Raw genomic sequence first — 23,807 nt, 5'->3', positions numbered from 1 at the left:
GGCCTTCCCCGACTGCCAGGCAGTGCCGATCACGCTTCACCGGGCCCTCGATGAAGCGAAGTGTCCCTCCCGTTCCAGCAACGCCACCTTGGCATCGGTGCCCGCGGAGTACCCCACGACAGCGCCTGCACTGCTGACCACCCGATGGCCAGGAATGACGATGGCGAGTGGGTTGGCCCTGACTGCCGCTCCGATCGCCCGCCCCATGCTCGCGTTCCCCAGGGCGGCGGCCACATCGCGGTAGCTCCGCTTTTCGCCGTAGGGAATCTGCGCCAGTGCAGCCCACACTCGTCGCTGGAACGGCGTTCCCCGAGGCTCTATCGGTATGTCGAAGGCTCGACGGGAGCCTTCGAAATATCCGTCGATCTCCCGCACTGCCGCATCGAGCAACTCAACGGTTGTGTGCGTCGGACCATACATCTCATCCGTGGCCGTCCGGCACGCACCGCCCCTCTCCGACGTTCGCAGAACACCGATGGGTATACCGAGGAGGGACTGCGCCGGACAGGGATCGTGCTTTTCGTGGTAGATGCCTGTCACTGCCGAACCGGATGCAACGATCCGCAGCGAACCGATCGGTGTCGCCATCACGCAGTGGAACCGCTCGTCGTCTCCGGTGTTCGTCCTTGCACTGTCCATCCCTGATCTCCTGTCCTGGTGCTGTTGCGGGCGGTGACCGGCGGTCACCGATAGTGTCGGCGCGTCGAATATCGGCACTCGTCGTCGTGAGTGCGCCGAGCAGGTCACTTCTTCTCTCGGCGCCACCCCTCGCTCGTTTTCCTGGCCAGACCTTCGATCTCCAGTCGCGTGAGGCCGCTGACGACCTCCTTTGCAGAAAGCCCCGCCACCTGCGCGAGCTTGTCGACCGTCGTCCACGCACGAACCGGTAACGCGTCCAGGAGCAGGAGATCCGGTATGGTCAGCCCGTCGTGATCCTTCCTGGGTGCTGACTCCTCCCTCACTCGGTCGCCGAAGGGGTCAGTTCCGAGCGGACCGGCCAGCTCGGCCACGTCTGCCGCGTCCGTGGTGCAGACAGCCGTACCGTCCCTGAGCAGCCGATGGCAGCCGGCGGAGTTGGCCGAATGGACAGAGCCCGGTACTGCGCCGACAGGCCTGCCCAGGCCGGCCGCGTGATGGGCTGTATTGAGTGCGCCGGAGCGCCACCGCGCCTCGATGACAACGGTGACGGCGCTGAGCGCAGCGATGATCCTGTTGCGCTGCAGGAACCTCCACCGGGTCGGCGAACTGCCGGGTGGTACCTCGGAGATCAGGAGGCCGCGCTGCACGATCGTTCTCAACAGGTCTTCATTCCCTGCCGGGTAGTATCGGTCGACACCGCATGCGAGGACCGCGATTGTCGCCGGAGGCCCGCCTGCCTCGGAATCCACCCCAGCCACGGCCAGTGCGGCGCGGTGTGCCTGTGCATCGATGCCGTACGCGCCCCCCGACACGATCGTGTAACCACGGCTCGAAAGGCCGGACGCCATGTCCGCCGTCACTGAGGCTCCGTAATTGGTGCTGTCCCGCGACCCCACGAGCGCAGCGATGCAGCTCGACTCGGGAATTCTCGAGTGTCCCCTCACCCACAGACACAGCGGTGCCGAGCCTTGCAAGTCGTCGAGGGAATGGGGCCACTCTGTCGATTCAGGCACCACGAGTCGCCCGCCCAGCCGTTCCAGCGTCGCGAGGTCACGCGCGGGAGCCAGGTCACGAAGCCTCGGCGACCACCGGGCCAGCCCGTCCGTCAAAAGGTTGCTGCGAGCAGGTTCAACGTCAAGCGCCGAGCACAGCTGCGATGTCAGGTCTCTGCCCGCAGCGATGTCCCGTCGAGCGATCCGGAGGGCATCGACCGGGCCCGCAATGGACACCAGTGCGAGCCCTACAGCATCAGAGGGTTCGAACAACCGCGAAAGGGCCGCTCGTGCCAGCGTAGTCTCCCGCAAGCTACTCACGCTGCTCGCTCTTGCAGCCGGAACCCGAGAGCCGTGACGACATCATCGGCGCTAGGCCTGTCCTGACCGGAGAGATCAGCGATGGTCCACGCCACCCGGAGGACCCGGTCCCAGCCGCGCGCGCTGATCAGGTTGCGCTCCAGCGCCTTGTCCAAAGGGGCAGTGACCGACCGGGGCAACGCGAGGTCACCACGAAGGATACGTCCCTGCACCTCGGCGTTGGTTGCGTACTTCCACCCTCGCAGCCTCTCTCGCTGGGCCTCCCTTGCCTTCGCGACGCGAAGAGCGACCGTTGCTGATTGCTCAGCCGGCTCTGCCCCCACGTAGTCGGCCAGCCCCACCCTTTGCACAACCAGCTGCACGTCCACGCGGTCCAGCAGCGGACCGGAGAGCCTGTTGAAGTACCGTCGGCGCTGCTGGGCAGTGCACATGCAGTCGATTCCCTTGCCGCTCGCCAGCCCGCAGGGGCACGGGTTGAGAGCGAGGACGAGTTGGAAGCGGGCGGGATAGGTAGCAGTACCTGACGAGCGGTGCAGTACCAGTCGCCCACTCTCCAGGGGCTCGCGCAGCGCCTCGAGCACACGGCGCTCGTACTCCGGTGCCTCGTCGAGGAACAGGATCCCGCGATGGGCACGTGACGCAGCACCCGGTCTAGGGATGCCACTTCCTCCTCCGATGATGGAGGCGGGCGTCGCAGTATGATGCGGGCTCTCGAAGGGCGGCTTCCGGACCAGCTCCGTACAGTGCTTCTCACCACTCAGGCTGTGAATAGCGGTCACCTCCATTGCATGGTCATCCTGCAGATCCGGCAGGATGCCCGGTAGCCGCTCGGCCAGCATCGTCTTCCCTGCTCCCGGCGGTCCGACCATGAGCAGGTGATGAGCGCCGGCCGCGGCGATCTCCAGCGCGTATCTCGCTTCGTGCTGTCCTGCTATGTCCGACAGGTCCCGTAGCGGTCCGGCCGATACGACGGGAACCTGAGGCACCTGCCGCTGTGCCCGCACGGGCACCGTGACCTGGGCATCGTCTGCCCCGAAGGCAAGTGCGACGTCGGCAAGAGTCAGGAAGGAGCGGACCTCGGCGGAGGGAACCAGGGCTGCCTCAGCAGCATTCTCCGCGGCGACCACGATGCGTTGATGACCGGCGTCCACCGCTGCCATGACGGCCGGCAGGACACCATGGACCGGCCTCAGCTGCCCGTCCAATCCCAATTCCGCGATGAACACCGTGGAGCCGGAACCCCGCACATCCCCGGCCGCTGCCAGCGCAGACATGACGATTGCCAGATCGAAGGAGGATCCGCGTTTCGGAAGCGAGGCGGGAATGAGGTTGACCGTGATCTTCCGGCGACTGAGCGGTACGCCTGCGTTGCGTGCTGCAGCCCTGATGCGGTCCTTTGCCTCATTCAGGGACGCGTCCGGCAGGCCGAGCAGCACGAACGCCGGCAGGGTTTGCCCGATGTCGGCCTCGACCTCCACGACATGACCGTTCATACCCACCAGGGACACCGCGTAGGTGCGTCCGAGTGGCATCAGATCACTGCTCGCACATGTTCGACCCGTGGTGCGCCGGAGCCGTCGTCGAGGACACCGACGGCGTCGATACGGAAGCCGCTGAAGCGCAGGTTGTGCGCTCGGGCCCACTTCGAGGCGAGCACGTAGAGTCTCTCGAGCTTGCCGGCGGTGATCGCCTCCAATGGCTGGCCGAAGTTGTCCGAGCTACGGGTCTTCACCTCGACGATGACGAGCGTCGATCCGTCGATGGCTACGAGGTCGATCTCCCCTGCGGGACACCGCCAGTTGCGATCGACGATCTTCAGCCCGGCCCGTTCGAGAAACACAGCGGCCGTCGCTTCCCCGCGACGACCCAGTTGATCTTTCGCCAACATGGCTTCACCTCCCAGCCTCAGCCTTCGGGATGGGCGGGTGGAGGAGGACCTCGTTCAGGGCTATGTGGACAACGAGCACGGTAGGCGTCGCACAGGGCTCAGTTGTGCACAGTGCGAGAAAGCGGTGGCACCAGCCCGTACTCGCTCGTAGCGTGGGAGCGTGGGGTTACAGTTCCCGTCACGTCGGCCGCAAGGAGAAGGAGAGACAGTGTCAGAAAGCAGCGCCCTACCCAGTGGCACGGAGGCGGACCGCCAGGAACAGGGGACCATCGTCCCCTCCGGCTCCCCCGGACCCGGTCCGGACATCGTGAGCGCCGGAACTGGCGGGTCGGAAGCCGATCTCCAGGAACAGGCCGTCCCGGCGGATTCGGCAGAGACAACGGATACCGGCAGCATCGGAGGCGAAGGAACGGGCGGGTCCGAGGCGGACCGTCTGGAACAGGTCGCGGTCGTGCCGCTCGAAGGAGAAGACGCCTTTCCCCGTGGCGCAGCCGATGAGGACAGGCCGCAGTGACCCGGCCAATGCTGGCCCGGACGACGCCGGCTTAGGCCGCAGCGACCTGGGCAACGCCGTGACAACGCCGGCCCGGGAAACGCCGACCCTGGCAACGCCCCTTGCTGCGGTCGAAGGTGCGTCAGGACAATCCTCCGCCAGCCTCCCCCGAGGGACGGCTACTGGTCCGTGCCTGCGGTTCCGGCAGCGCAGCAGAGAAGCAGTATCAGTTGCCCAGCGTGCCGTCCTTCGGCAACGCGATGTCGTCCGATTTCGACAGCTCCTCGACATTGACGTCTTTAAAGGTGATGACGCGCACGTTCTTCACGAAACGCGCTGATCGGTACACGTCCCACACCCACGCGTCCTGCAGCGTCAGGTCGAAGTAGATCTCGCCGTCGGCCGAACGAGCCTGTAGGTCCACGTTGTTGGCAAGGTAGAAGCGGCGCTCCGTCTCCACGACGTAGCTGAACAGCCCGACGACGTCGCGGTATTCGCGGTAGAGCTGAAGCTCCATATCGGTTTCGTAGTTCTCAAGATCCTCGGCGCTCATTCGACCATCATCCTCCAATTTCGACGCGTGGCATGTCGGGCCGGTCCAGGCTTCCCAGGCGCCACGTCTTCCGGTGATACTCGCTGGGTCCGACGACATCGATCGCCGCCCGGTGTCCCTCGGTGGCGTAGCCCTTGTTCACATCCCAGCCGAACGCAGGATGGTCGCTCGCCAGGGACACCATCAGGGCATCGCGCTCCACCTTCGCCAGAACGCTCGCGGCTGCGACGCTCTGGCACGTCAGGTCGGCCTTGATCCGCGTGCGCACGGGTGCGGTGCAGCCGGCAACCTCGATCTGCGTCGGCCCGTCCGGCTCGAAGAGGGCCTCCTGGGCGGCCGGCGCGGAGAGCCAGTCGTGGTTGCCGTCGAGGATCACGGCGTCCGGCCTCACCGTCTCGAGAACGGACGCCCAGGCCCTGCTGCCGGCGGTGCGCAGGGCGGCCATCAGCCCCAGTTCGTCGATCTCGGCAGCACTGGCGTGCCCCACAGCGGAGGCCGCTGACCAGCGGCGGATGCGCGGCACCAATGCTTCGCGCTCGGCCGGCAGGAGCAGTTTGCTGTCACGTACTCCGCGGAGGGCCTTCGAGGCATCGAGGTCGACGACGACGATCCCGACCGAGACCGGCCCGGCCAGGGCTCCCCTGCCGACCTCGTCGCACCCGGCGATGTACCGGTGGCCGTCGACGGCGAAGGACTTCTCGAACCTCAGGCTGGGAGCAGTGGAGCGCTTCTTGCGCAGAGGTGCCATCATTCTGCAGGGACGGGCTGTGCCGACGGCTGCGGATCGGGGACGTCGTCGAACACGTCCGGATGGTTGCCGAGGAAGCCGATGCGATTCAGGGGCCAAGCGATGACGGCCGCTTTGCCTTCGATGTCATCGACTTCGACGAAACCCTCGCCGGGCTTGTCCCGGTTTGCCCGTGAGTCGGCGGAAGCGTTGCGGTGGTCCCCCATCACCCAGATCCGGCCCTCGGGTACCACCACGTCGAACGGGAGGTCGGAAGGATTCGCTCCCGGATACAGGTAGGGCTCGTCGAGCGGCTGCCCGTTCACGGTGATGCGTCCTTGTGCATCGCAGCAGATGACATGATCACCAGGAAGCCCGATGACACGCTTCACGAGGTGCTGCTGCGACTCGTCCGGAGCCAGCCCGATGAAGATCATCGCCTCCTTCAGCCAGCTGACCTCGACCTCGGCCTGTTCGGGCAGCCAGCCCTCGGTGTCGCGGAAGACGACGATGTCGCCGCGTTCCAGATCGAAGGGCTGCGGCACGAGCTGATTGACGAAGATCCGATCGTCGATCTCCAGAGTCTTCTCCATCGATCCCGACGGGATGAAGAACGCCCGGAAGAGAAAGGTCTTGATGAGGAAGGACAGCACCAGCGCGATCACCACGATCGTGCCAATCTCCTTCAGCCACGCGAGGAAACCCCGATCCGTGCCCTTCGTGTCGTGCTTCGGGTTCCGGGAGGCATCGCCGGCACCGGCCGTCACGGCGGCCTCAGGATCGAAAGCGGGTACTGCGGGTGTCTCGGCCCCCGAGGGCGACTTCCTGCGGAAGCTCCGTGCCATGTGCTGATGTCCTCTGTGGTCGTGATACCGGCGGCCACCCACCGAATGGAGTACTGCTGAGCGCCGGTTGCGCCGGACGCGTCAGCCGACCGGCTGGTCGATCGGGGCGAACCGGTCAAGTGGCCAGACTAACTGAAAGGCTCGTCCGATGATCCGATCCTCGGCGATGAGCCCTCCCCCCGGCGCACCCAGCAACGAGCGTGAATCCATCGAGGCCGAGCGGTGGTCGCCGAGAAGCCACACGCGTCCCTCGGGCACGACAGAGTCGAACCCCAGGTCGCTCGCTGCGTCCCCCGGATAGACGTACGGCTCATCCACGGCGTTCCCGTTGAGCATCAGTCGTCCGTCCTCGGAGCAACAGGCGACGCGATCACCGCCCACTCCGATCACCCTCTTGACGTAGACCGTGTCGCTGCCCGTCAGGCCCAGCCACTGACCGGCGCCGGCCAGCAGGCGCTCCGGCACGCTTCGTCCATCACTGATCGGATCGAACGAACCGCGGCCGTCGAAGACAACGACGTCCCCCCGTCGCACGCCGCCGGCTTCCCCCTCGAATTTACTCACGAGCACCCGGTCACCCTTGGTGAGCAGAGGCTCCATGGATGTCGACGGAATGTAGTAGACGTCGACGAGAAAGCCTCGTACGAGTCCGGTGAGGAGGGCTGCGATGACGACGGCGGAGAACACGAAACGCCAGCCCGCAGAACGGGGCCGGCGTTTCGTGTGCTCTCCGACCGGAAGCCGGGAAGCGGGGGTTTCGTGCACCAGAGGAGGTTACTTGACCGTCTTGGGGTCGCGCTTCTCCTTGATCTTCGCTGCCTTGCCGCGCAGTTCGCGCATGTAGTACAGCTTGGCGCGGCGCACATCGCCCTTGGAGACAACTTCGATCTTGTCGAGGACCGGGCTGTGGACCGGGAACGTACGCTCCACACCGACACCGAAGCTCACCTTGCGGACCGTGAAGGTCTCGCGGATGCCGTCGCCCTGGCGGCCGACGACGAAGCCCTTGAAGATCTGAACACGGGTGTTCTTGCCTTCGATGATGTTGACGTGGACGTTGACGGTATCGCCAGCGCGGAAGTCGGGGACGTTGTCGCGGAAGGATCCGGCGTCAACGGAATCGAGAATATGCATGATGCTGCTCCTGGTGAACGCCACAGGTCACTCACGTTGGTCACGACGGTCAAGGACGAGGCGCAGGGCCGCGGCAATGCCGTCGAAGTAGATTCCCGGCTGATCCGATGATTCGGAAGCCGGTGTGCTGGACTGTTGGCAGGACGCCCCCTGTGGCAGGGTCCGGCCCAGTGGACACAATCTACGATTATTCCACAGTGACCGCGTCAATCGTTAATGCGATACGCGCCTGAGCACGCCGTCCACGACGTCGAACCCGGTCTCGCGCAACGCCTTGAGGTCGGCCTTCGTCAGCTCGCCGGTGTCCACTCCGGCGAGCAGGTCTGGTCGTCGCTCCGCGGTGCGGTGGAACTGCTCCAGCCGCCGCCACTGGGCAATCCTGGCGTGGTTGCCGCTCAGGAGGACCTCGGGGACGTCGCGGCCCCGCCACAATGAGGGTTTCGTGTAGACCGGGTACTCGAGCAGACCGTCGGAATGGGATTCCTCGACGAGCGAAGCAGGATTGCCGACCACTCCGGGAATGAGCCTGCCCACCGCCTCGACCATCGCGAGGACGGCCACCTCTCCCCCATTCAGGACGTAATCCCCCAGGGAGACCGGGCGGACATCGAATGCGGTCCGCGCCCAGTCGACTGCGCGCTCGTCGATACCCTCGTACCGTCCGCAGGCGAAGACGAGGTGGTCCAGTTCGGCGAGCTCGTACGCCATCGCCTGGTTGAAGACCGCTCCTGCCGGCGACGGCACGATCAGGGTAGGAGGGCGTTCTGCCGCCGGGGCTTCCGCCAGCACCGCTTCGAGCGCTTGCGCCCACGGCTCCGCCTTCATGACCATTCCCGCGCCCCCGCCGTAGGGGGTGTCGTCCACCGTCCGATGCCGGTCCGTGGTGAAGGCACGGAGGTCGTGGACGCGTACGTCGAGGACGCCGTCCTGCCGCGCCTTGCCGATCAGCGACAGGTCGAGTGCGGCGAGGTACTCCGGGAAGATGGAGACGACGTCGATACGCACTAGCGGCGTGCCTCACCCTCGGGTGCGGCGATGCCGTCGCCGTCGTCGGGCGCCTGGTTCGAGCCGGGGGTGTTGAGATCGAACAGGCCTGCGGGCGGGACGACCACCACGAAGCCGTCGACGACATTCACCTCGGGCACGATAGCTTCGACGAACGGCACGAGGGCCTCGTGTCCGTCGGCCAGTTCGACCACCAGCAGATCCTGCACGGCCATGGTGCGCAGTGCGGTGACCTTGCCGACCGCCTCGCCGTCGACGCGGACGTCGAGCCCCACGAGTTCGTGCTCGTACCAGGCGTCGTCCTCGTCGTCGCTCGTCGTGTCACTGTCGATGAAGAGCCGGGCACCGCGCAGTGTCTCGGCCTGGTTGCGGTCTGCCACCTGCTCGAAGCCGACGATCAGGATGTCCTTGTTCCATCGCGCCTTCGCGACGGTCAGGGCGGACACCACGGCGTCCTCGACCCGGAACGTCTCGCCCGGTTCGAAGCGGTCCTCGGGCGCGTCGGTGAACAGCTGGACCGTTACCTCGCCCCGGATGCCGTGGGGCTTGCCGATCCTCGCAACGAGTACTTCCATGGTGGTGCTCCTGCTGCTTGTGCCTTCAGTGATCCGTGCGGTGATACGTGCGTCGATACGTGCGGTGTCGGAGGTACCGACACGGGTGGGACATGAGATCGGCCCCACCGCCATGTCCTGGTGGTGGGGCCGATCGAATAATGGTGGCGTGAAGCTCCGGGCGGGGTCAGCCCCGGCGGCGGTCGGTGTCGACGACGTCGACCCGTACGGGCTCACCGTCCGCGAGGGCGGCGACGACGGTACGCAGGGCACGCGCCGTGCGGCCCTGGCGACCGATCACTCGGCCGAGGTCCTCCTGATGGACCCGGACCTCGAGCGTCTCACCGCGGCGGTTGTTCTTCGCGGATACCCGGACGTCGTCCGGGTTGTCCACGATGCCGCGGACGAGGTGCTCCAGAGCTTCGGCCAGCAAGTTACTCTGCCTCGGTGGCTTCCGCCGCGGCGTCGTCGTTCTTCTTCGCCTTGGGGGTGATGGCCTCGGGGACGATCACGGAGCCTTTCTCGGGTGCGACGAACGACTCCTTGGCTGCCTTGGTCCTCAGGGTGCCTTCCTGGCCCTTGAGTCCCTTGAACTTCTGCCAGTCACCGGTGATCTTCAGCAGTACGGAGACCTGCTCGGTCGGCTGTGCGCCGACGCCGAGCCAGTACTGCGCACGCTCGGAGTTGATCTCGATGAACGAGGGCTCCTCGGTGGGGTTGTACTTACCGATCTCTTCGAGGGCACGGCCATCACGCTTGGAGCGTGCATCCATGACGACGACACGGTAGAAAGGTGCGCGGATCTTGCCCATGCGCTTGAGGCGAATCTTTACGGCCACTTGTGTGGTCACTCCTTGTAAATGAAAAGGGGCGAACCCGTCGTCCTGCTCCCGTGGGGCGGGCCATTCAGAGGGGTTCAAAGGACACAATTCACGCACAGAGAGAGGGGCTGCACGGATCGAGTACGAATCCATTGTGCCAGACCGCCGTACTTTAGGCGATTCCGCCGTCCTGCCCGTCTGCCGCGACTCTCAAACGGTTCCGCCAAGGGTCCTCGAAGCGCAGTTCGGCCCCGGTGTGGTAGCTCGTGATTCCGGCGTGGGAGAGCCTGTCGGCCAGCGCAGCCACCTCGTCGGCCGCGGGCACCCGGATGAGGACCTCGCCGAGCCCGAGGGTGTCCTTGCGGGGCCCCGCTCCCCTGCTGTTCCAGACATTCATGGCCATGTGGTGGTGGTAGCCGCCCGCCGAGACGAAGAGCGCCTGGTCATGCCAGCCTGCCGTGCGTTCGAATCCGAGCACGTCGACGTAGAAGCGCTGGGCGAGGTCGACATCACCGACCTGCAGGTGGACATGTCCAATCGACGCGCTGCGGGACACCGCGTGCGACGCCGCGTCCTCAGTGAGGTGCCTGTCGATGTAATCCCGGGGTGCGAGCGGAAGACTGTCCATCACGACCGTGCGGTTTCCGCGCTCGTCCTGCGACCAGTTCCATACGTTCCGTGGCCGATCGAAATACAGTTCTATGCCGTTGCCTTCGGGGTCGCTGAAGTAGAACGCCTCACTCACGAGGTGATCGGCACTTCCCACGAAGGTGCTGAGGGGGTGGCGGGCGGCGGAGGCGACGGCCGCGGCGAGACCTGCGCGATCCGGGAAGAGGAGGGCCGTGTGGAAGAGGCCGGCTTCGCCGCGCTGCGGCAGGTGCAGCTGCCGGGCCTCCTCCAGACGGATGACGGCCGCGCCCTGGCGCCCGAGCACGACGACGTTCACACCGTCCTCGAGCACCTGCAGGCCGAGGGCCGTGGCGTAGTAGGTGGACATCAGGGCCAGGTCGCCGACTTTGAGTGTCAGCGTTCCCATGGTGGTGTCGGTGGGCAGCAGATCCTGCGCGGACATGTCGGCTCCTGAGTAGGAAGAACAGCGGATACCCACACAACTGGTTGAACCTTCAACTTATTCCTCGACCGCGCGCTTCTTGACCGTTCCAAGCGGGACGACGGACGTGAGGTAACCAGGGAGACGACGTCACCCGGGGATCGGAACTGCCGACGACGGCGGCCGCGCCGGCTCCACGCGCGGCCATGGCTCGTCAGGCTGCTGCTTCCTCGCTGGCAGAGCGCAGGAAGGCTCGGATGTGCGCGTCTCCTTGCACGGTGTCATGCGGACGGTGACCCCCGGGAGCGATCCGGTGCACCGCGCCGGTACCTGCGAGGTACTCGGCGACCTCCTCGTAGAGCGGTTCCCAGCCACCCGTCAGCACGAGGGTCGGTACGCCGGGCACGATCGACAGGGGCGCCTCCCAGGGCGGGGCCTGCAGGCGCAATCTCGCCGCGTCGCGGCGGGCATCGGTGGTTGCCGGAGCGGGAGCGTCAGCGGCGAAGACCCGGCGCACGAAGGTCTGGAGGAACTCCTCGTCGGACATCAGTTCACGATCATCGAACAGCGGGGCCATCAGCGCGATGTGCGCAGCCGTCGCTGGGAGGCCGACCGTCAGGGAGAGGCACGCAGGTTCGATCAGCGTGAGCGTCCTCACCAGGTCCGGGCGTTCGACTGCGAGCATCATGGCAGGGACAGCGCCCTGCGAGTGGGCGACGACATGTCCGCCCGCTCCCAGGGCTTCCGCGATGATCGCCTGATCGCGAACGTGGTCGGTGGGGGAAGGTTCCTCCACCGCGGAGAAACCGTGGCGTCGCAGGTAGAGGCAGTCGAACTCGAGGGACAGTCCGTGCTGCCTCGGCCACGCGGCCGCGCCGAACTCGCCGCTGCCATGGACGAAGACGACCCGCTCGGCGCTCAGCACCGAGCCGCTCCTCGAACGGGGGACGGGCATGACTCCCGTTACTTCCCGAGGAACTTCTCGAAGCCCTTGGGAAGGTTCATCGCGGCGGGATCGAAGTCCTGCTGGCCCCCGAAGGCAGCTCCCGTCGGCGCCGCAGTACGGGCAGCGGCGCGCCGCGCCTCGGCTTCCTGGGCCTCCAGGGCGGCCTTGGCAGGATTACCCGACCGCGGCTTCTTCTTGCCCTTGGCCGCCGCTGCAGCCTTGGCCTTCCGCGGACCGCCGAAACCGCCGGGCCCTGCCATGCCTGGCATACCCGGGATACCACCACCGGACGCCATCTTCCGCATCATCTTCTGCGCCTGCGTGAAGCGCTCCAGCAGGCCGTTGACCTCCGACACATGCACGCCGGAACCGCGGGCGATCCTCGCGCGGCGCGAGCCGTTGATGATCTTGGGCGCCAGGCGCTCGTGCGGGGTCATGGAGCGGACGATGGCTTCCACGCGGTCGATCTCACGCTCGTCGAAGTTCTCCAGCTGCTCCCGCATGTTCGCGGCACCCGGCATCATCATGAGCATCTTCTTCATGGAGCCCATGTTGCGGATCTGCTGCATCTGCGCGAGGAAATCGTCGAGTGTGAAGTCCTCCTGGTCGGCGAACTTCTTCGCCATCCGGGCCGCTTCATCCTTGTCCCAGGACTTCTCCGCCTGCTCGATCAGGGTCAGGATGTCGCCCATGTCGAGGATGCGCGATGCCATGCGATCGGGGTGGAACAGCTCGAAGTCGTTCAGTCCTTCGCCCGTGGAGGCGAACATGACCGGCTTGCCGGTCACGGATGCGACCGAGAGGGCGGCGCCGCCGCGGGCATCGCCGTCGAGCTTCGTCAGCACGACGCCGGTGAAGTCGACACCCTCATTGAAGGCGAGCGCGGTGTTGACAGCGTCCTGGCCGATCATCGCGTCGATGACGAACAGCACCTCGTCGGGGCTGATGGCAGCGCGGATGTCGGCCGCCTGCTGCATGAGCTCGGCATCCACGCCGAGACGGCCGGCGGTGTCGACGATCACGACGTCGTGCAGGCGGGCACGCGCCTCGGCGACGCCCTGGCGCGCAACGGCGACGGGATCACCGGTGGCGGACTCGAATTCCGAACTGACGCCCGGGTGCGGAGCATAGACGGGAACGCCGGCACGCTCGCCGTTGACCTGGAGCTGTCGGACAGCGTTCGGACGCTGGAGGTCGCACGCGACGAGGAGGGGGCTGTGACCCTGGCCCTTGAGCCACTTGGACAGCTTGCCCGCGAGGGTCGTCTTTCCCGCGCCCTGCAAACCCGCCAGCATGATGACCGTGGGCGGATTCTTGGCGAGGCGGAGCCGTCGGGTCTCCCCGCCCAGGATCCCCACGAGCTCCTCGTTGACGATCTTGACGATCTGCTGCCCGGGGTTCAGTGCCTGCGAGACCTCCAGCCCGAGGGCGCGTTCCCTGACGGCGGCGGTGAACGCACGCACGACGGGCACGGCCACATCCGCGTCGAGCAGGGCCCGCCGGATCTCACGCACCGTAGCGTCGATGTCGGCCTCGGTGAGGCGGCCCTTCCCACGGAGGTTCTTGAAGGTCGCAGTCAGCCGGTCGGAGAGTGAATTGAACACGTGCCGTGAACTACTTTCATCGGGAGATAGGAAGACTCAACTCCCAAGGGTACCAACTGAGCAGCGCCACGGGCTGTCCGGGTCCTGCCTCCGCTCGTCAGCGGGGCCGGTGGTCGCACCACCCGACACCAGCCGGACGCATTGCCGGACGCGTTGCCGGACAGCGGGACACACGCAGGGTTAAGTGGCAAGGTGAAGAGGTGGATACTTCCTCTCTCGCAGAACACGACATGATTCCCGCCGAGGCCGATACCCGCGTGAAGACCCTGCTCATTCTGGGCGCATCCGGTGACCTCACGGGGCGGCTGCTGCTCCCCGGACTCGCGCGGCTCATCCGCCTCGGTCGCGCTGACGGCTTGAAGCTGGTGGGTGCAGGTTCGGACGACTGGACGGACGAACAATGGCGCCAGCGCGTCGACGGAGCGTTCTCCGCCGCCATGGAGAAAGCGGACGACGCCGGCCGCGCGTCCCTCCAGCAGGTTCGCGACAACAGTTCCTACCACCTGATAGACGTCACTCAGGACGGCCTCGCCGATCTGGTGAGGACGCTCGACGGGCCGGTGGCCCTCTACTTCGCCCTCCCCCCGGCTGTCAGCCAGATGGCCTGCAGCGCCTTGGGCACCAACTCCCTGCCGAAGAGCACCCGCCTGGTGATGGAGAAACCATTCGGCACCGATCAGGCCTCAGCCCACGACCTCAACGAGAAGCTCTCGAAACTGGTCCCGGAGCAGAACATCCACCGCGTCGACCACTTCCTCGGCAAGGCCACCGTCTTCAATATCTTGGGCCTCCGCTTCGCCAACCGCATCCTCGAGCCCGTCTGGAACAATCTGCACATCGAGAAGGTCGAGGTGATCTTCGACGAGGATCTCGCTCTCGAGAACCGCGCGCGCTACTACGACGGGGCCGGCGCACTGCGGGACATGATTCAGAGCCATCTCCTGCACGTCATGGCCCTCCTTGCGCTCAACGCGCCGTCGACCCTTCATGAACGTGACCTGCGGGATCACATCGGCTCGATCCTCAGGGCCAGTACGGTCGATCTCGACACGCCGGGAAGCAGCCGCCGTGCCCGCTACACAGCCGGCAGCATCGGTGACCGACAGATTCCCGACTACACCGCCGAGCCGGGGGTCGATGCGGCGAGGGGCACGGAGACGCTGGCCGAGGTCACCGTCTCCATCAACAACGAGCGGTGGTCCGGCGTGCCGTTCGTCCTCCGCTCCGGCAAGGCGCTCGGCGCCAAGCGCAAGGAGGCCGTCATCACCTTCAAGCCCGTCAGCCACCTGCCCGTCGGATTCACGGGTCAGGACGCCCCGACGAAGCTCCGCATCGGGTTCGGACCGGACACGCTGCAGCTCGAACTGGACGTCAACGGCCCGGGCGATATCTTCTCGCTGGACCGTGCGACCCTCAGCGCCGATTTGAACGAGACGGATCTCCTGCCCTACGGCGAAGTGCTCGACGGCGTCCTGGCCGGTGATCCGACACTCTCGGTCCGCGGCGACACTGCCGAGGACTGCTGGCGCATCGTGGAGCCCGTCCTCAAGGCGTGGTCGGAGAACAGGGTTCCGCTGGAGGAATACCCTGCGGGTTCCACGGGACCCGACTCCTGGCCTTCCTCGCACGGCCGCGCTCAGTACTGAGCGCGGCCGTCGCTCGAGCGGCCTATGCACGGCCTGCGGTATCCGGAGGGCTTCCCCTCCGAAGACCGCAGACAACGAGGAAGGGCCATCACATCTTGTGATGGCCCTTCCTCGTTCCGACCTGGTATCCGCCCGTCGGGTGTTCCTACAGGGCGGCGTCCCCTCGCTCGCCCGTGCGGACCCGGACTGCTTCCTCGACCGGGATCACCCAGACCTTGCCGTCCCCCGCTCGGCCGGTATTGGCGGTGGAGACCAGGACATCGACGATGTCGGTGACCCAGGCGTCCGCCACGAGGACCTCGACACGCGCCTTCTGCAGGAGGTCCACGGTGTACTCGGCTCCGCGGTAGACCTCGGTGTGGCCGCGCTGACGGCCGTAGCCGCTCGCCTGGCTAACCGTGAGCCCCTGCACACCGTAGTTCTCAAGGGCACCCCGGACACCGTCGAGCTTGTCGGGACGAACGATTGCTGTCACGAGTTTCATGAATGGATGCCCTCCGTGAGGTTCTGCTGCGGAGCCTTATCCGCAGTCTGGGTGGTCTTCTCCGTGTCGTTCTCCTGCGTGCTGCTTCGCTGGTGGGAGAACATCTGCTCCGCGAAGGGGTGGAACGATCCGCCGACTCCCAGCCCGCCGAACTCGTACGCCGTCTCGGCGTGCTCCGACAGGTCGATGCCGGAGACCTCGTTGTCGGGAGTGACTCGAAAGCCCATGGTCTTGTGGATGGCGAGACCGATGATCGCGGTCATCACGGCGGACAGCGCGATCGCGATAACCGCCGCGACGATCTGGGCGACCAGCTGGCCGCCACCGCCACCGTAGAAGAGCCCGCCACCCTCACCATCGACGGGCAGCATGATGAAACCGATGGACAGGGTACCGATGATGCCTGCGACGAGGTGCACGGCGACGACGTCGAGCGAGTCGTCGAACCCGAGGCGGTACTTGATTCCTACTGCCAGCGCGCACAGTGCACCGGACACGATGCCGAGGCAGATCGCCCCGACGGGGCTGACGTTGGCACACGCGGGAGTGATGGCGACGAGGCCTGCGACGATGCCCGAGGCTGCGCCGAGGGACGTCGGACGCCCGTCACGGATGCGTTCCGTCATGAGCCAGCCGACCATCGCTGCGGCGGGAGCGGCCATGGTGTTGACCCAGATGAGGCCGGCTTCCTCGGCCGTTCCTGCTGCTCCTCCGTTGAATCCGAACCAGCCGAACCACAGGAGGGCTGCTCCGAGCATCACGAAGGGTATGTTGTGGGGCCGCTGGGCCGGGTCCTTGCCGAAGCCCTGGCGCTTGCCGAGGATCAGTGCGAGGACGAGCGCTGCAACGCCGGCGCTGATGTGGACCACCGTGCCGCCCGCGAAGTCGATCGCCTCTCCGACTGCTCCACCGACTGCGCCTTCGGCGCTGAGGAGTCCGCCGCCCCACACCATGTAGGCGAGAGGGCAGTACACGAGGGTGACCCAGATCGGCACGAAGACCGTCCAGGCCCCGAACTTCGCGCGGTCCGCGATCGCCCCACTGATGAGGGCTACCGTGATGATGGCGAAGGTCACTCCGTACCCGGCGCCGATGAGGTCCTCGGTGCCGACCAGGCCACTGAGGCCGAAGGAGGCGAACGGGTTGCCGAAGAGCTGTGCGACGCCGTCTCCGCCGGTCATCGAATAGCCCCACAGGACCCAGACGACACCGACGAGCCCGACGGCGATGAAGCTCATCATCATCATGTTCAGGGCGGCCTTGGCGCGAGTCATCCCGCCGTAGAAGAAGGCAAGGCCCGGGGTCATGAGAAGTACGAGGGCGGCTGAGATCATCACCCAGACGTGGCCTGCTGTCAGATCCATCAAACACGATCCTTCCAAAGGGGCGGGGACTTCCCGCTCCTCCAGAATGCGGCGGCCGTGTTTCCGTCTTTTGGGCGTTTCGTTGCAGGGAGGTTACATCAGTCTCACCGAGGTAAAAGCCGCATGACGTCGATGTTTCCGGGAGGTTTCCCGACCCCACCGCCCTTGCCAGAAGGTATCGGCGGGGCTAGCACATGGGGGTTGCTAGTTGAGCAGGGCGTCCACGAAGCTCTCCGCTTCGAAGGGAGCGAGATCGTCGGCGCCCTCGCCCAGTCCGATCAGCTTGACGGGTACACCGAGGCTCCGCTGGATCGCGACCACGATGCCGCCCTTCGCCGTGCCATCCAGCTTGGTCAGCACGATGCCCGTGATGTTCACGACCTCGGCGAAGACCCGCGCCTGGTTGAGCCCGTTCTGGCCCGTCGTCGCATCCAGGACCAGCAGCACCTCGTCGACCGTGCCCTGCTTCTCGACGACACGCTTGACCTTGCCGAGCTCGTCCATCAGACCGACCTTGTTCTGGAGCCGACCAGCCGTGTCGATGAGGACGACGTCCACTTCCTGCTCGATCCCCGCCTTGACCGCTTCGAAGGCCACCGACGCCGGATCCGCGCCGTCGACGTCGGACTTGACGGTGGGAACCCCTACGCGGGCGCCCCAGGTGGCCAGTTGTTCGGCCGCAGCCGCGCGGAACGTGTCTGCAGCACCGAGAAGGACGTCCTTGTCGTCGGCGACCAGTACTCGGGCCAGCTTGCCGACGGTGGTGGTCTTTCCGACTCCGTTGACCCCGACCACCATGACGATGGCCGGCCGGTCGGCGTGGCGCGCGGTCGCAAGAGTGCGGTCCATCGTGGGATCGACGAGCTTCACCAGCTCCTCGCGCAGCATGTCCTTCACCTCCGCCGGATTGCGGCTTCCTGCCACTTTCACGCGGTCGCGGAGGGCATCCACGAGTTCCATCGTGGGTTCGGTCCCGAGGTCCGCCATGAGCAGCGTCTCCTCCACCTCGTCCCACACGTCCTCGTCGATCTTGTCGCGGGACAGCAGGGCGAGCAGGCCCTTGCCCAGTGCGTTGTTCGAGCGGACCAGCCGGGCCCGCAACCTCGCGAGCCTGCCCTGAACCGGTTCGACGGTATCGAATCGCGGTGCGGGAGGAGCTTCATCGAGGCCGCTGAGATCGTCCGGTACCAGGACGTCGGTCGTCGTTCCGTCAGGGCGATCCAGGACTTCGGTCGACGTGGCGCCGTGGGCGGCCCCGGTCACCTGGTCATCGGGATCCCTCGGTGAGGAGTAGAGGCCCGGAGGAGTACGCCTGCCGCGCAGGAGGAGTACGGCGAGCGACCCGACCACGGCGATCGCGAGGATGACGAAGATGACAGGCAGAAGGATGTCGTTCACTGATCCACCTTCTCACACGGGCCGATTGAGCATCCGGTTCAAGCAGTGACACAATGCGAGGACCATGGCCGGAACCTCTCGCGCGCGCAGGCGCCTACCCAGGATTCCCGTGCGGAGAGGGCAGGCAGCCGCGCAGTCCGCTCCCCCCGCGGAACCCGAGCGCATCCCGCGCGAGATCAGGGTGCTCATCGCCGCCGCCTTCGTGATCGCCATCGGTTTCGGTCTCGTCGCTCCGATCCTCCCGCAGTTCGCCCAGAGCTTCGACGTCGGAGTGACGGCGTCGTCGGTCATCGTGAGTGCCTTCGCCTTCACGCGCCTGGTGTTCGCGCCTGCGGGCGGCCGGCTCGTGGAGAAGCTCGGAGAGCGGCCCATCTACATCATCGGCCTGCTCATCGTCGCTCTTTCCACCGCTGCCTGTGCCTTCGCGGCGGACTATTGGCAATTGCTCGTCTTCCGCGGGCTCGGTGGCATCGGCTCCACGATGTTCACCGTCTCCGCCATGGGGCTGATCGTCCGCCTCGCGCCGCCATCCATCCGGGGCCGGGTGTCCGGCGCGTACGCGACCGCCTTCCTGCTCGGCAGCATCGGCGGCCCGATCCTCGGAGGCCTGCTGGGTCGCTTCGGGCTCCGCGTGCCGTTCCTCGTCTACGCCGCGGCGCTGCTCGCGGCCTCCGCCGTCGTCTTCTTCCAGCTCAAGGGCACTACCCTCGCGGACCGCCAGGCGGGTCGGAGCGAGGCACCGTTGACTGTACGCGAAGCCTTCAGGGACTCCGCATACCGAGCCGCCCTCGTCTCGAGCTTCGCGAACGGATGGTCCTCGTTCGGAATCCGCATGGCGCTGGTTCCCCTCTTCGCAACCGCCGTCCTAGCCGCCGGACCGGAGATAGCGGGAGTCTCACTCGCCTTCTTCGCCGCCGGGACGGCCCTCGCCCTGACGGTGTCCGGGCGCCTTGCGGACTCGGTGGGACGGAAGCCCCTGGTCATCAGCGGGCTCCTGGTGAACGGCGCAGCTATGGCCGCCCTCGGCTTCTCGGCCGACCTCGTCGTCTTCCTGGTGATCTGCGTCGTCGGCGGAATCGGGACGGGCCTGCTGAATCCGGCCCAGCAGGCTGCGGTCGCGGACGTCATCGGTAACGGACGCAGTGGCGGCAAGGTCCTGGCGTTCTTCCAGATGAGCTCGGACCTCGGCGCCATCTTCGGTCCGATCGCGGCCGGTGTCATCATCGACCAGCTCTTCGTCGGGGCGTACGACGTCGCCTTCGTGGTGACAGGGGTGCTCACGGTGGGTGCTGCCGTCGTGTGGCTGATGTCGAGGGAAACCCTTCCGGCACACCATCCCGGGTCAGGAACGCGCACCGACGCGGACGAGGACGAGCGACGCGCACCGGCCGCGGACCAGAACGCGTCCTCGCCGCGCACTCCCTCTCCGGAGGACTAGCGGCGCGGGCCGCCCTCGTCGAGGACCTGTTCGACCTCGGCGGCAAGGCGCTGGCTGATGACGGTCGAGACGCCGTCCCCGCGCATCGTGACGCCGTAGAGCGCATCGGCGACCTCCATCGTGCGTTTCTGGTGCGTGATGATGATGAGCTGGCTCGATTCCCGCAGTTCCCTGAAGATGGTGATGAGCCGTCCGAGGTTGGTATCGTCCAGCGCAGCTTCCACCTCGTCCATCACGTAGAACGGCGAGGGCCTGGCTTTGAAGATCGCCACGAGGAGCGCCACCGCCGTCAGGGATCGCTCACCGCCCGACAGCAGTGACAGGCGCTTGATCTTCTTTCCCGCAGGCCTCGCCTCCACCTCGATCCCCGTCGTGAGCATGTCCGACGGGTCGGTGAGGACCAGGCGGCCCTCACCGCCCGGGAAGAGCGTCCCGAAGACGCGCTCGAACTGCTCGGCCGTGTCCCGGTAGGCGGCGGTGAAGACCTGCTCCACGCGCTCGTCGACCTCGCGGATGATGTCGAGCAGGTCCTTTCGCGTGGCTTTCAGGTCCGCGAGCTGGGTGCTCAGGAACTGGTGCCGCTCCTCCAGCGCAGCGAATTCCTCGAGCGCGAGGGGATTCACTTTGCCGAGTGACGCGAGATCCCGCTCCGCCCGCTTCAGTCGCTTCTCCTGCTGCTCGCGCACGAACGGGACGCCCTGGGGTACCGGATTGCCGTCGTCGTCGACCGGTGCCCGCAGGACTGCCCACTTGTCCCCGGTGACGACGTCCTCCGGTACGGGGAGGTGTGGACCGAATTCGTCGACCAGGTGGTCCGGCGTGAGCCCGAGCTCCTCGATCGAGCGGTTCTCCAGCGCCTCGATCCTCAATCGCTGCTGGGTGCGGGCGAGTTCGTCGCGGTGGGCGGAGTCGGTCAGCCGCGTCAGTTCGGTGCCGAGATCCGCCGTCGTCCTGCGGATTTCCTGCAGTTCCCTGTCCTGGTGCTCACGCAGGCGCTCGGAGGCGTCACGCTCGTCGGCCGCTACCGCGATGGACTCGGCAGCCCTCTGCTCGGCACGGCGTGCCGCCTTCGCGATGGCGGCCGCCATGAGCGCCTGCGCCCTGCGGACCCTCGCCTTCTCTGCGGCTTGCTCGCGCGCCCGGCGCTCCGCCTGGGCAGCGCGCTCGAGGGACGCCGCCCGGTTCTCGAGCGCCGCCAGTTGTTCTTCCCGGCTACGCAGGGCCAGGCGCGCCTCCAGTTCGGCCTGCCGGGCATCGACGGCGGCCCGCTGAAGCGCATCCCGTTGTTCGGTCGACGGCTCGCCCTCGACGGGCTGCTCCTGCAGGTCCTGCAACCGCTGGGTGGCCTCCTGCAGCCGGATCTCCTCCTGTGCGAGGTTCGCTTCGGCCACCCGGACGAGGGCGGTGAGTCGTTCGGCCTCACCCGAAGCGGACCGCAAGGTCGCGTTCAGTTGTCCGAGCTTCTCCGCGACGGCGGCCATGCGCGCATCGGACTCGTGGAGTCGCTCCAGGGCGGTGTCGACACGGTGCTGCGCCGCCTGCCGCGCGGTTCTCACTCCGGACAGGCGGAAGCGCAAGCGCTCGATCGCCGCCGAGACGCCGGCCAGTTTCGTTTCCGTCTCCTCGGCAGCTGCGCGCAGCTCGAGGTAGCCCGCAGCACCAGGGGTCCCGCCACGGGCTGCATACCGGGACAGGACGTCGCCGTCGCGCGTCACTGCCACGAGCGATGCACCACGGCGGGCACCGCCGTCGTCACCCCCGAGGGCCCCCGCGTCATCAGCGCCACCAGTACCGTCAGCGCCGCCGTCAGCACCGCCGTCAGCACCGCCATCAGCACCGCCATCAGCACCGCCGTCAGCACCGCCATCGCCGACGACCCTGCGGGCCTCCGCAAGATCGGCGACCACGACGATGCCGCCCAGCAGGTCCTCGACGGCGGGCTGAAGGGCCGTCGGCACGGTCACCACCGAGAGGACCGGCCTGGCTCCAGCGGCATCGGCGACGGGCGACGGCGACACCGGCGACACCGGCGACACCGGTGACACCGCCCTCTCCCCCGAGCTGCCGTCACGTACCGGAGCGACGACGAGGGACACCTGCCCCGCATCCTCGGCCTTCAGCAGTTCCAGGGCCTGAACCGCGGCGGCTACGCTCTCGACGGTGACGGCGTCGGCAGCAGTGGACAGTGCTGCGGCCACTGCCTTCTCGAATCCCGGAGCGACCTGCAGGAGCTGGGCCAGCGGCTGCGAGACACCGTCGAGCCCTGCTGCGAGGAGTACCCCTGAGCCGTCACGCTGCTGCAGGCCCTCGCGCTGGGCCCCGAGGCGGGCTGCAAGGGCACCACGCTCACGCTCGGCTGTCCGCTCCTCCTCGACGAGTCCGGCCAGTTCCGCGTCGAGTGACAGGAGGACGGCGGAGGCCTCCTCGAACTCGGCGTCGAGGCCCTCCTCGCCCTCCTCATGACCGGCAACCTGGGTCTCCAGTGCGGTGAATTCGTGCTCGGCCGTCCGGCGCCGCTCCTCCGCGGCCGCTATCGACGCGCGCAGCCGGCCCAGCTCGGCAACGGCCGCCTCGACCCGTGACCGTGCCGCTCCCACCGTCCCGGCGACGCGCGCCTCACCCTCCCGTCGATCGGCGGCCAGCCGGAGCAGACGCGCCAGCCTCGCCTCCTCTTCCCTCGATGCCTCCTCCGCCGCCCGGCGCCCGTCGAGTGTCACCTCGAGTGCGCGCCCGAGAGACGCGACCTCGTCCCGTAGGCTTTCGACCTCGATCCGGACACGAGCCGCCTGGCGGTCGAGGTGGTCGGGATCGCGCCCCTGGTCCGGCTCGGTACCGCCCTGCCCGAGCAGGTGGCCGCGGTCCTCAGCCCGCGCAGCGAGCGCGGCGAGCTTCTCGCGCGCACTGGACAGGGCGTACCACGTGTCCCTCGCGCGCTGGAGTGCCGGAACCGAGGCCGCCGCTGCCTGCTCGAGCTCGGCCTGGCGCTGCCGACCCGCACCGAGAGCCCTCTCGACCTCGTCACGGCGCGCCTGCAGAGCGGCTTCGGCGGCGATGTCGCGTTCGAAGCTCGACCGCAGCGTCACCAGCTCGTCCGCGAGCAGGCGGGAGCGGGCATCACGGACGGTGAATTGCACCTGCTGGGCGCGCCGCGCCACCTCGGCCTGCTTCCCGAGCGGCGTCAGCTGGCGTCGCAACTCGGCGGTGAGGTCCGAGAGCCGGGCAAGGTTGGCCTGCATGGCGTCCAGCTTGCGGACGGTCTTCTCGCGACGACGGCGGTGCTTGAGGATCCCGGCGGCCTCCTCGATGAATCCGCGACGGTCCTCGGGTGTGGCATGCAGCACCTTGTCGAGCTGTCCCTGCCCGACGATGACGTGCATCTCCCGGCCCAGTCCCGAGTCCGAGAGGAGTTCCTGGATGTCGAGCAGCCTGCAGTTCTTGCCGTTGATGGCGTACTCGGAGCCGCCCGCTCGGAAGAGCGTGCGGGAGATGGTGACCTCGGTGTATTCGATCGGGAGCGCGCCGTCCGAATTGTCGATGGTGAGCGACACCTGCGCCCGCCCGAGTGGTGCCCGGCCCGAGGTGCCGGCGAAGATGACGTCCTCCATCTTGCCGCCCCGCAGGGTCTTGGCCCCCTGCTCCCCCATCACCCAGGCGAGCGCGTCGACGACGTTGGACTTGCCGGAACCGTTCGGACCGACGACGGCGGTGACGCCGGGTTCGAAGTCGAAGGTGGTCGCCGAGGCGAAAGACTTGAACCCTCGCACGGTTAGACTCTTCAGATGCACAGTGTCAGGATCTCCAGGTGGACGGGACCTCCCCAATCTACTGGAACGCACCGACCATGCAGGGCATGAGGCATGCAAGACGGCGAACGCCAGGATTCCCGAGTGACCGGGCTGCGCGT

General features: G+C 67.0%; 23 protein-coding genes. 3 read left to right on the top strand and 20 right to left on the bottom strand.

Going from position 1 to position 23,807, the window contains the following annotated elements:
- Nucleotides 1-36 precede the first annotated feature (36 nt).
- From CXQ96_RS13320 to CXQ96_RS13305, 4 genes are all read right to left on the bottom strand, one after another.
- A complete protein-coding gene (locus CXQ96_RS13320) occupies nucleotides 37-639 on the bottom strand; it encodes a methylated-DNA--[protein]-cysteine S-methyltransferase (protein WP_104118506.1) in 603 nt (200 codons plus the stop codon).
- 104 nt (nucleotides 640-743) lie between these two features.
- Complete coding sequence (gene dprA / locus CXQ96_RS13315; protein ID WP_308662903.1) at nucleotides 744-1,868, bottom strand: DNA-processing protein DprA; 1,125 nt, start codon at nucleotides 1,866-1,868, stop codon at nucleotides 744-746.
- An 80-nt stretch (nucleotides 1,869-1,948) separates the two neighbouring features.
- Nucleotides 1,949-3,484: a YifB family Mg chelatase-like AAA ATPase gene (locus tag CXQ96_RS13310; protein WP_104118505.1), complete on the bottom strand. Its 1,536-nt coding sequence runs from the start codon at nucleotides 3,482-3,484 to the stop codon at nucleotides 1,949-1,951.
- The gene (locus tag CXQ96_RS13305; protein ID WP_104118504.1) at nucleotides 3,484-3,840 is read right to left on the bottom strand and encodes a YraN family protein; all 357 of its coding nucleotides are present in this window, start codon (nucleotides 3,838-3,840) and stop codon (nucleotides 3,484-3,486) included. The genes CXQ96_RS13310 and CXQ96_RS13305 overlap by 1 nt, the downstream gene beginning before the upstream one ends.
- A 208-nt stretch (nucleotides 3,841-4,048) precedes the next feature.
- Here CXQ96_RS13305 and CXQ96_RS13300 point away from each other — a divergent pair, with 208 nt between their 5' ends.
- The gene (locus CXQ96_RS13300) at nucleotides 4,049-4,354 is read left to right on the top strand and encodes a hypothetical protein (RefSeq protein WP_104118503.1); all 306 of its coding nucleotides are present in this window, start codon (nucleotides 4,049-4,051) and stop codon (nucleotides 4,352-4,354) included.
- Nucleotides 4,355-4,559: 205 nt separating this feature from the next.
- On the opposite strand, the gene CXQ96_RS13295 is transcribed toward CXQ96_RS13300, so the two are convergent.
- The 12 genes from CXQ96_RS13295 to ffh all read right to left on the bottom strand — a co-directional run bounded on the left by CXQ96_RS13295 (nucleotide 4,560) and on the right by ffh (nucleotide 13,573).
- Nucleotides 4,560-4,886, bottom strand: coding sequence for a DUF2469 domain-containing protein (locus CXQ96_RS13295; protein WP_104118502.1), 327 nt, complete (start codon nucleotides 4,884-4,886; stop codon nucleotides 4,560-4,562).
- Nucleotides 4,887-4,893: 7 nt separating this feature from the next.
- The gene (locus CXQ96_RS13290; RefSeq protein ID WP_104118501.1) at nucleotides 4,894-5,634 is read right to left on the bottom strand and encodes a ribonuclease HII; all 741 of its coding nucleotides are present in this window, start codon (nucleotides 5,632-5,634) and stop codon (nucleotides 4,894-4,896) included.
- Nucleotides 5,634-6,458 (bottom strand): signal peptidase I, encoded by an 825-nt coding sequence (gene lepB / locus CXQ96_RS13285; RefSeq protein WP_104118500.1) that lies wholly within the window; start codon nucleotides 6,456-6,458, stop codon nucleotides 5,634-5,636. Before lepB (CXQ96_RS13285) ends, CXQ96_RS13290 begins: the two co-directional genes overlap by 1 nt.
- A gap of 81 nt (nucleotides 6,459-6,539) precedes the next feature.
- Nucleotides 6,540-7,223, bottom strand: coding sequence for a signal peptidase I (gene lepB / locus CXQ96_RS13280; RefSeq protein WP_104118499.1), 684 nt, complete (start codon nucleotides 7,221-7,223; stop codon nucleotides 6,540-6,542).
- Between the two features lie 9 nt (nucleotides 7,224-7,232).
- A complete protein-coding gene (gene rplS, locus CXQ96_RS13275; RefSeq protein ID WP_087075993.1) occupies nucleotides 7,233-7,592 on the bottom strand; it encodes a 50S ribosomal protein L19 in 360 nt (119 codons plus the stop codon).
- Nucleotides 7,593-7,805: 213 nt separating this feature from the next.
- Nucleotides 7,806-8,597, bottom strand: coding sequence for a tRNA (guanosine(37)-N1)-methyltransferase TrmD (gene trmD / locus CXQ96_RS13270; protein ID WP_104118498.1), 792 nt, complete (start codon nucleotides 8,595-8,597; stop codon nucleotides 7,806-7,808).
- Nucleotides 8,597-9,172 carry a ribosome maturation factor RimM gene (rimM, locus tag CXQ96_RS13265; protein ID WP_104118568.1) on the bottom strand — a complete coding sequence of 192 codons (576 nt, stop codon included), beginning with the start codon at nucleotides 9,170-9,172 and terminating at the stop codon, nucleotides 8,597-8,599. The genes trmD and rimM overlap by 1 nt, the downstream gene beginning before the upstream one ends.
- Nucleotides 9,173-9,338: 166 nt before the next feature.
- The gene (locus CXQ96_RS13260; RefSeq protein WP_104118497.1) at nucleotides 9,339-9,584 is read right to left on the bottom strand and encodes an RNA-binding protein; all 246 of its coding nucleotides are present in this window, start codon (nucleotides 9,582-9,584) and stop codon (nucleotides 9,339-9,341) included.
- Between the two features lies 1 nt (nucleotide 9,585).
- Nucleotides 9,586-9,990: a 30S ribosomal protein S16 gene (rpsP, locus tag CXQ96_RS13255; protein WP_104118496.1), complete on the bottom strand. Its 405-nt coding sequence runs from the start codon at nucleotides 9,988-9,990 to the stop codon at nucleotides 9,586-9,588.
- A gap of 154 nt (nucleotides 9,991-10,144) precedes the next feature.
- Nucleotides 10,145-11,044: a VOC family protein gene (locus tag CXQ96_RS13250; RefSeq protein ID WP_104118495.1), complete on the bottom strand. Its 900-nt coding sequence runs from the start codon at nucleotides 11,042-11,044 to the stop codon at nucleotides 10,145-10,147.
- Between the two features lie 193 nt (nucleotides 11,045-11,237).
- The gene (locus CXQ96_RS13245) at nucleotides 11,238-11,945 is read right to left on the bottom strand and encodes an alpha/beta fold hydrolase (RefSeq protein ID WP_104118567.1); all 708 of its coding nucleotides are present in this window, start codon (nucleotides 11,943-11,945) and stop codon (nucleotides 11,238-11,240) included.
- 41 nt (nucleotides 11,946-11,986) lie between these two features.
- Nucleotides 11,987-13,573, bottom strand: coding sequence for a signal recognition particle protein (gene ffh / locus CXQ96_RS13240; protein ID WP_104118494.1), 1,587 nt, complete (start codon nucleotides 13,571-13,573; stop codon nucleotides 11,987-11,989).
- Between the two features lie 230 nt (nucleotides 13,574-13,803).
- Here ffh and CXQ96_RS13235 point away from each other — a divergent pair, with 230 nt between their 5' ends.
- Nucleotides 13,804-15,219, top strand: coding sequence for a glucose-6-phosphate dehydrogenase (locus CXQ96_RS13235; RefSeq protein ID WP_104118493.1), 1,416 nt, complete (start codon nucleotides 13,804-13,806; stop codon nucleotides 15,217-15,219).
- A gap of 145 nt (nucleotides 15,220-15,364) precedes the next feature.
- Here the strand turns inward: CXQ96_RS13235 and CXQ96_RS13230 are convergent, their stop codons facing one another.
- The 3 genes from CXQ96_RS13230 to ftsY form a co-directional block, all read right to left on the bottom strand.
- Nucleotides 15,365-15,703: a P-II family nitrogen regulator gene (locus CXQ96_RS13230; RefSeq protein ID WP_055773303.1), complete on the bottom strand. Its 339-nt coding sequence runs from the start codon at nucleotides 15,701-15,703 to the stop codon at nucleotides 15,365-15,367.
- Nucleotides 15,700-17,067 carry an ammonium transporter gene (locus tag CXQ96_RS13225; RefSeq protein ID WP_104118492.1) on the bottom strand — a complete coding sequence of 456 codons (1,368 nt, stop codon included), beginning with the start codon at nucleotides 17,065-17,067 and terminating at the stop codon, nucleotides 15,700-15,702. The genes CXQ96_RS13230 and CXQ96_RS13225 overlap by 4 nt, the downstream gene beginning before the upstream one ends.
- 204 nt (nucleotides 17,068-17,271) lie before the next feature.
- On the bottom strand, nucleotides 17,272-18,465 hold the full coding sequence (gene ftsY / locus CXQ96_RS13220; RefSeq protein ID WP_104118491.1) for a signal recognition particle-docking protein FtsY: 1,194 nt from the start codon (nucleotides 18,463-18,465) through the stop codon (nucleotides 17,272-17,274).
- 64 nt (nucleotides 18,466-18,529) lie between these two features.
- Between ftsY and CXQ96_RS13215 the strand changes: the two genes are divergently transcribed.
- Nucleotides 18,530-19,903, top strand: coding sequence for an MFS transporter (locus CXQ96_RS13215; RefSeq protein ID WP_104118490.1), 1,374 nt, complete (start codon nucleotides 18,530-18,532; stop codon nucleotides 19,901-19,903).
- Here CXQ96_RS13215 and CXQ96_RS13210 read toward each other — a convergent pair.
- Nucleotides 19,900-23,688, bottom strand: a complete 3,789-nt coding sequence (locus CXQ96_RS13210; protein ID WP_104118489.1) for an AAA family ATPase — start codon at nucleotides 23,686-23,688, stop codon at nucleotides 19,900-19,902. The genes CXQ96_RS13215 and CXQ96_RS13210 overlap by 4 nt on opposite strands.
- Nucleotides 23,689-23,807: the final 119 nt, after the last annotated feature.

Origin of the sequence: Arthrobacter sp. B1805 (assembly GCF_002929745.1) — a bacterium.
Lineage (GTDB): Bacteria > Actinomycetota > Actinomycetes > Actinomycetales > Micrococcaceae > Arthrobacter_D.
Note: the sequence above shows the minus strand (reverse complement) of the source record. Positions and strands in the feature narration are given on the sequence as shown.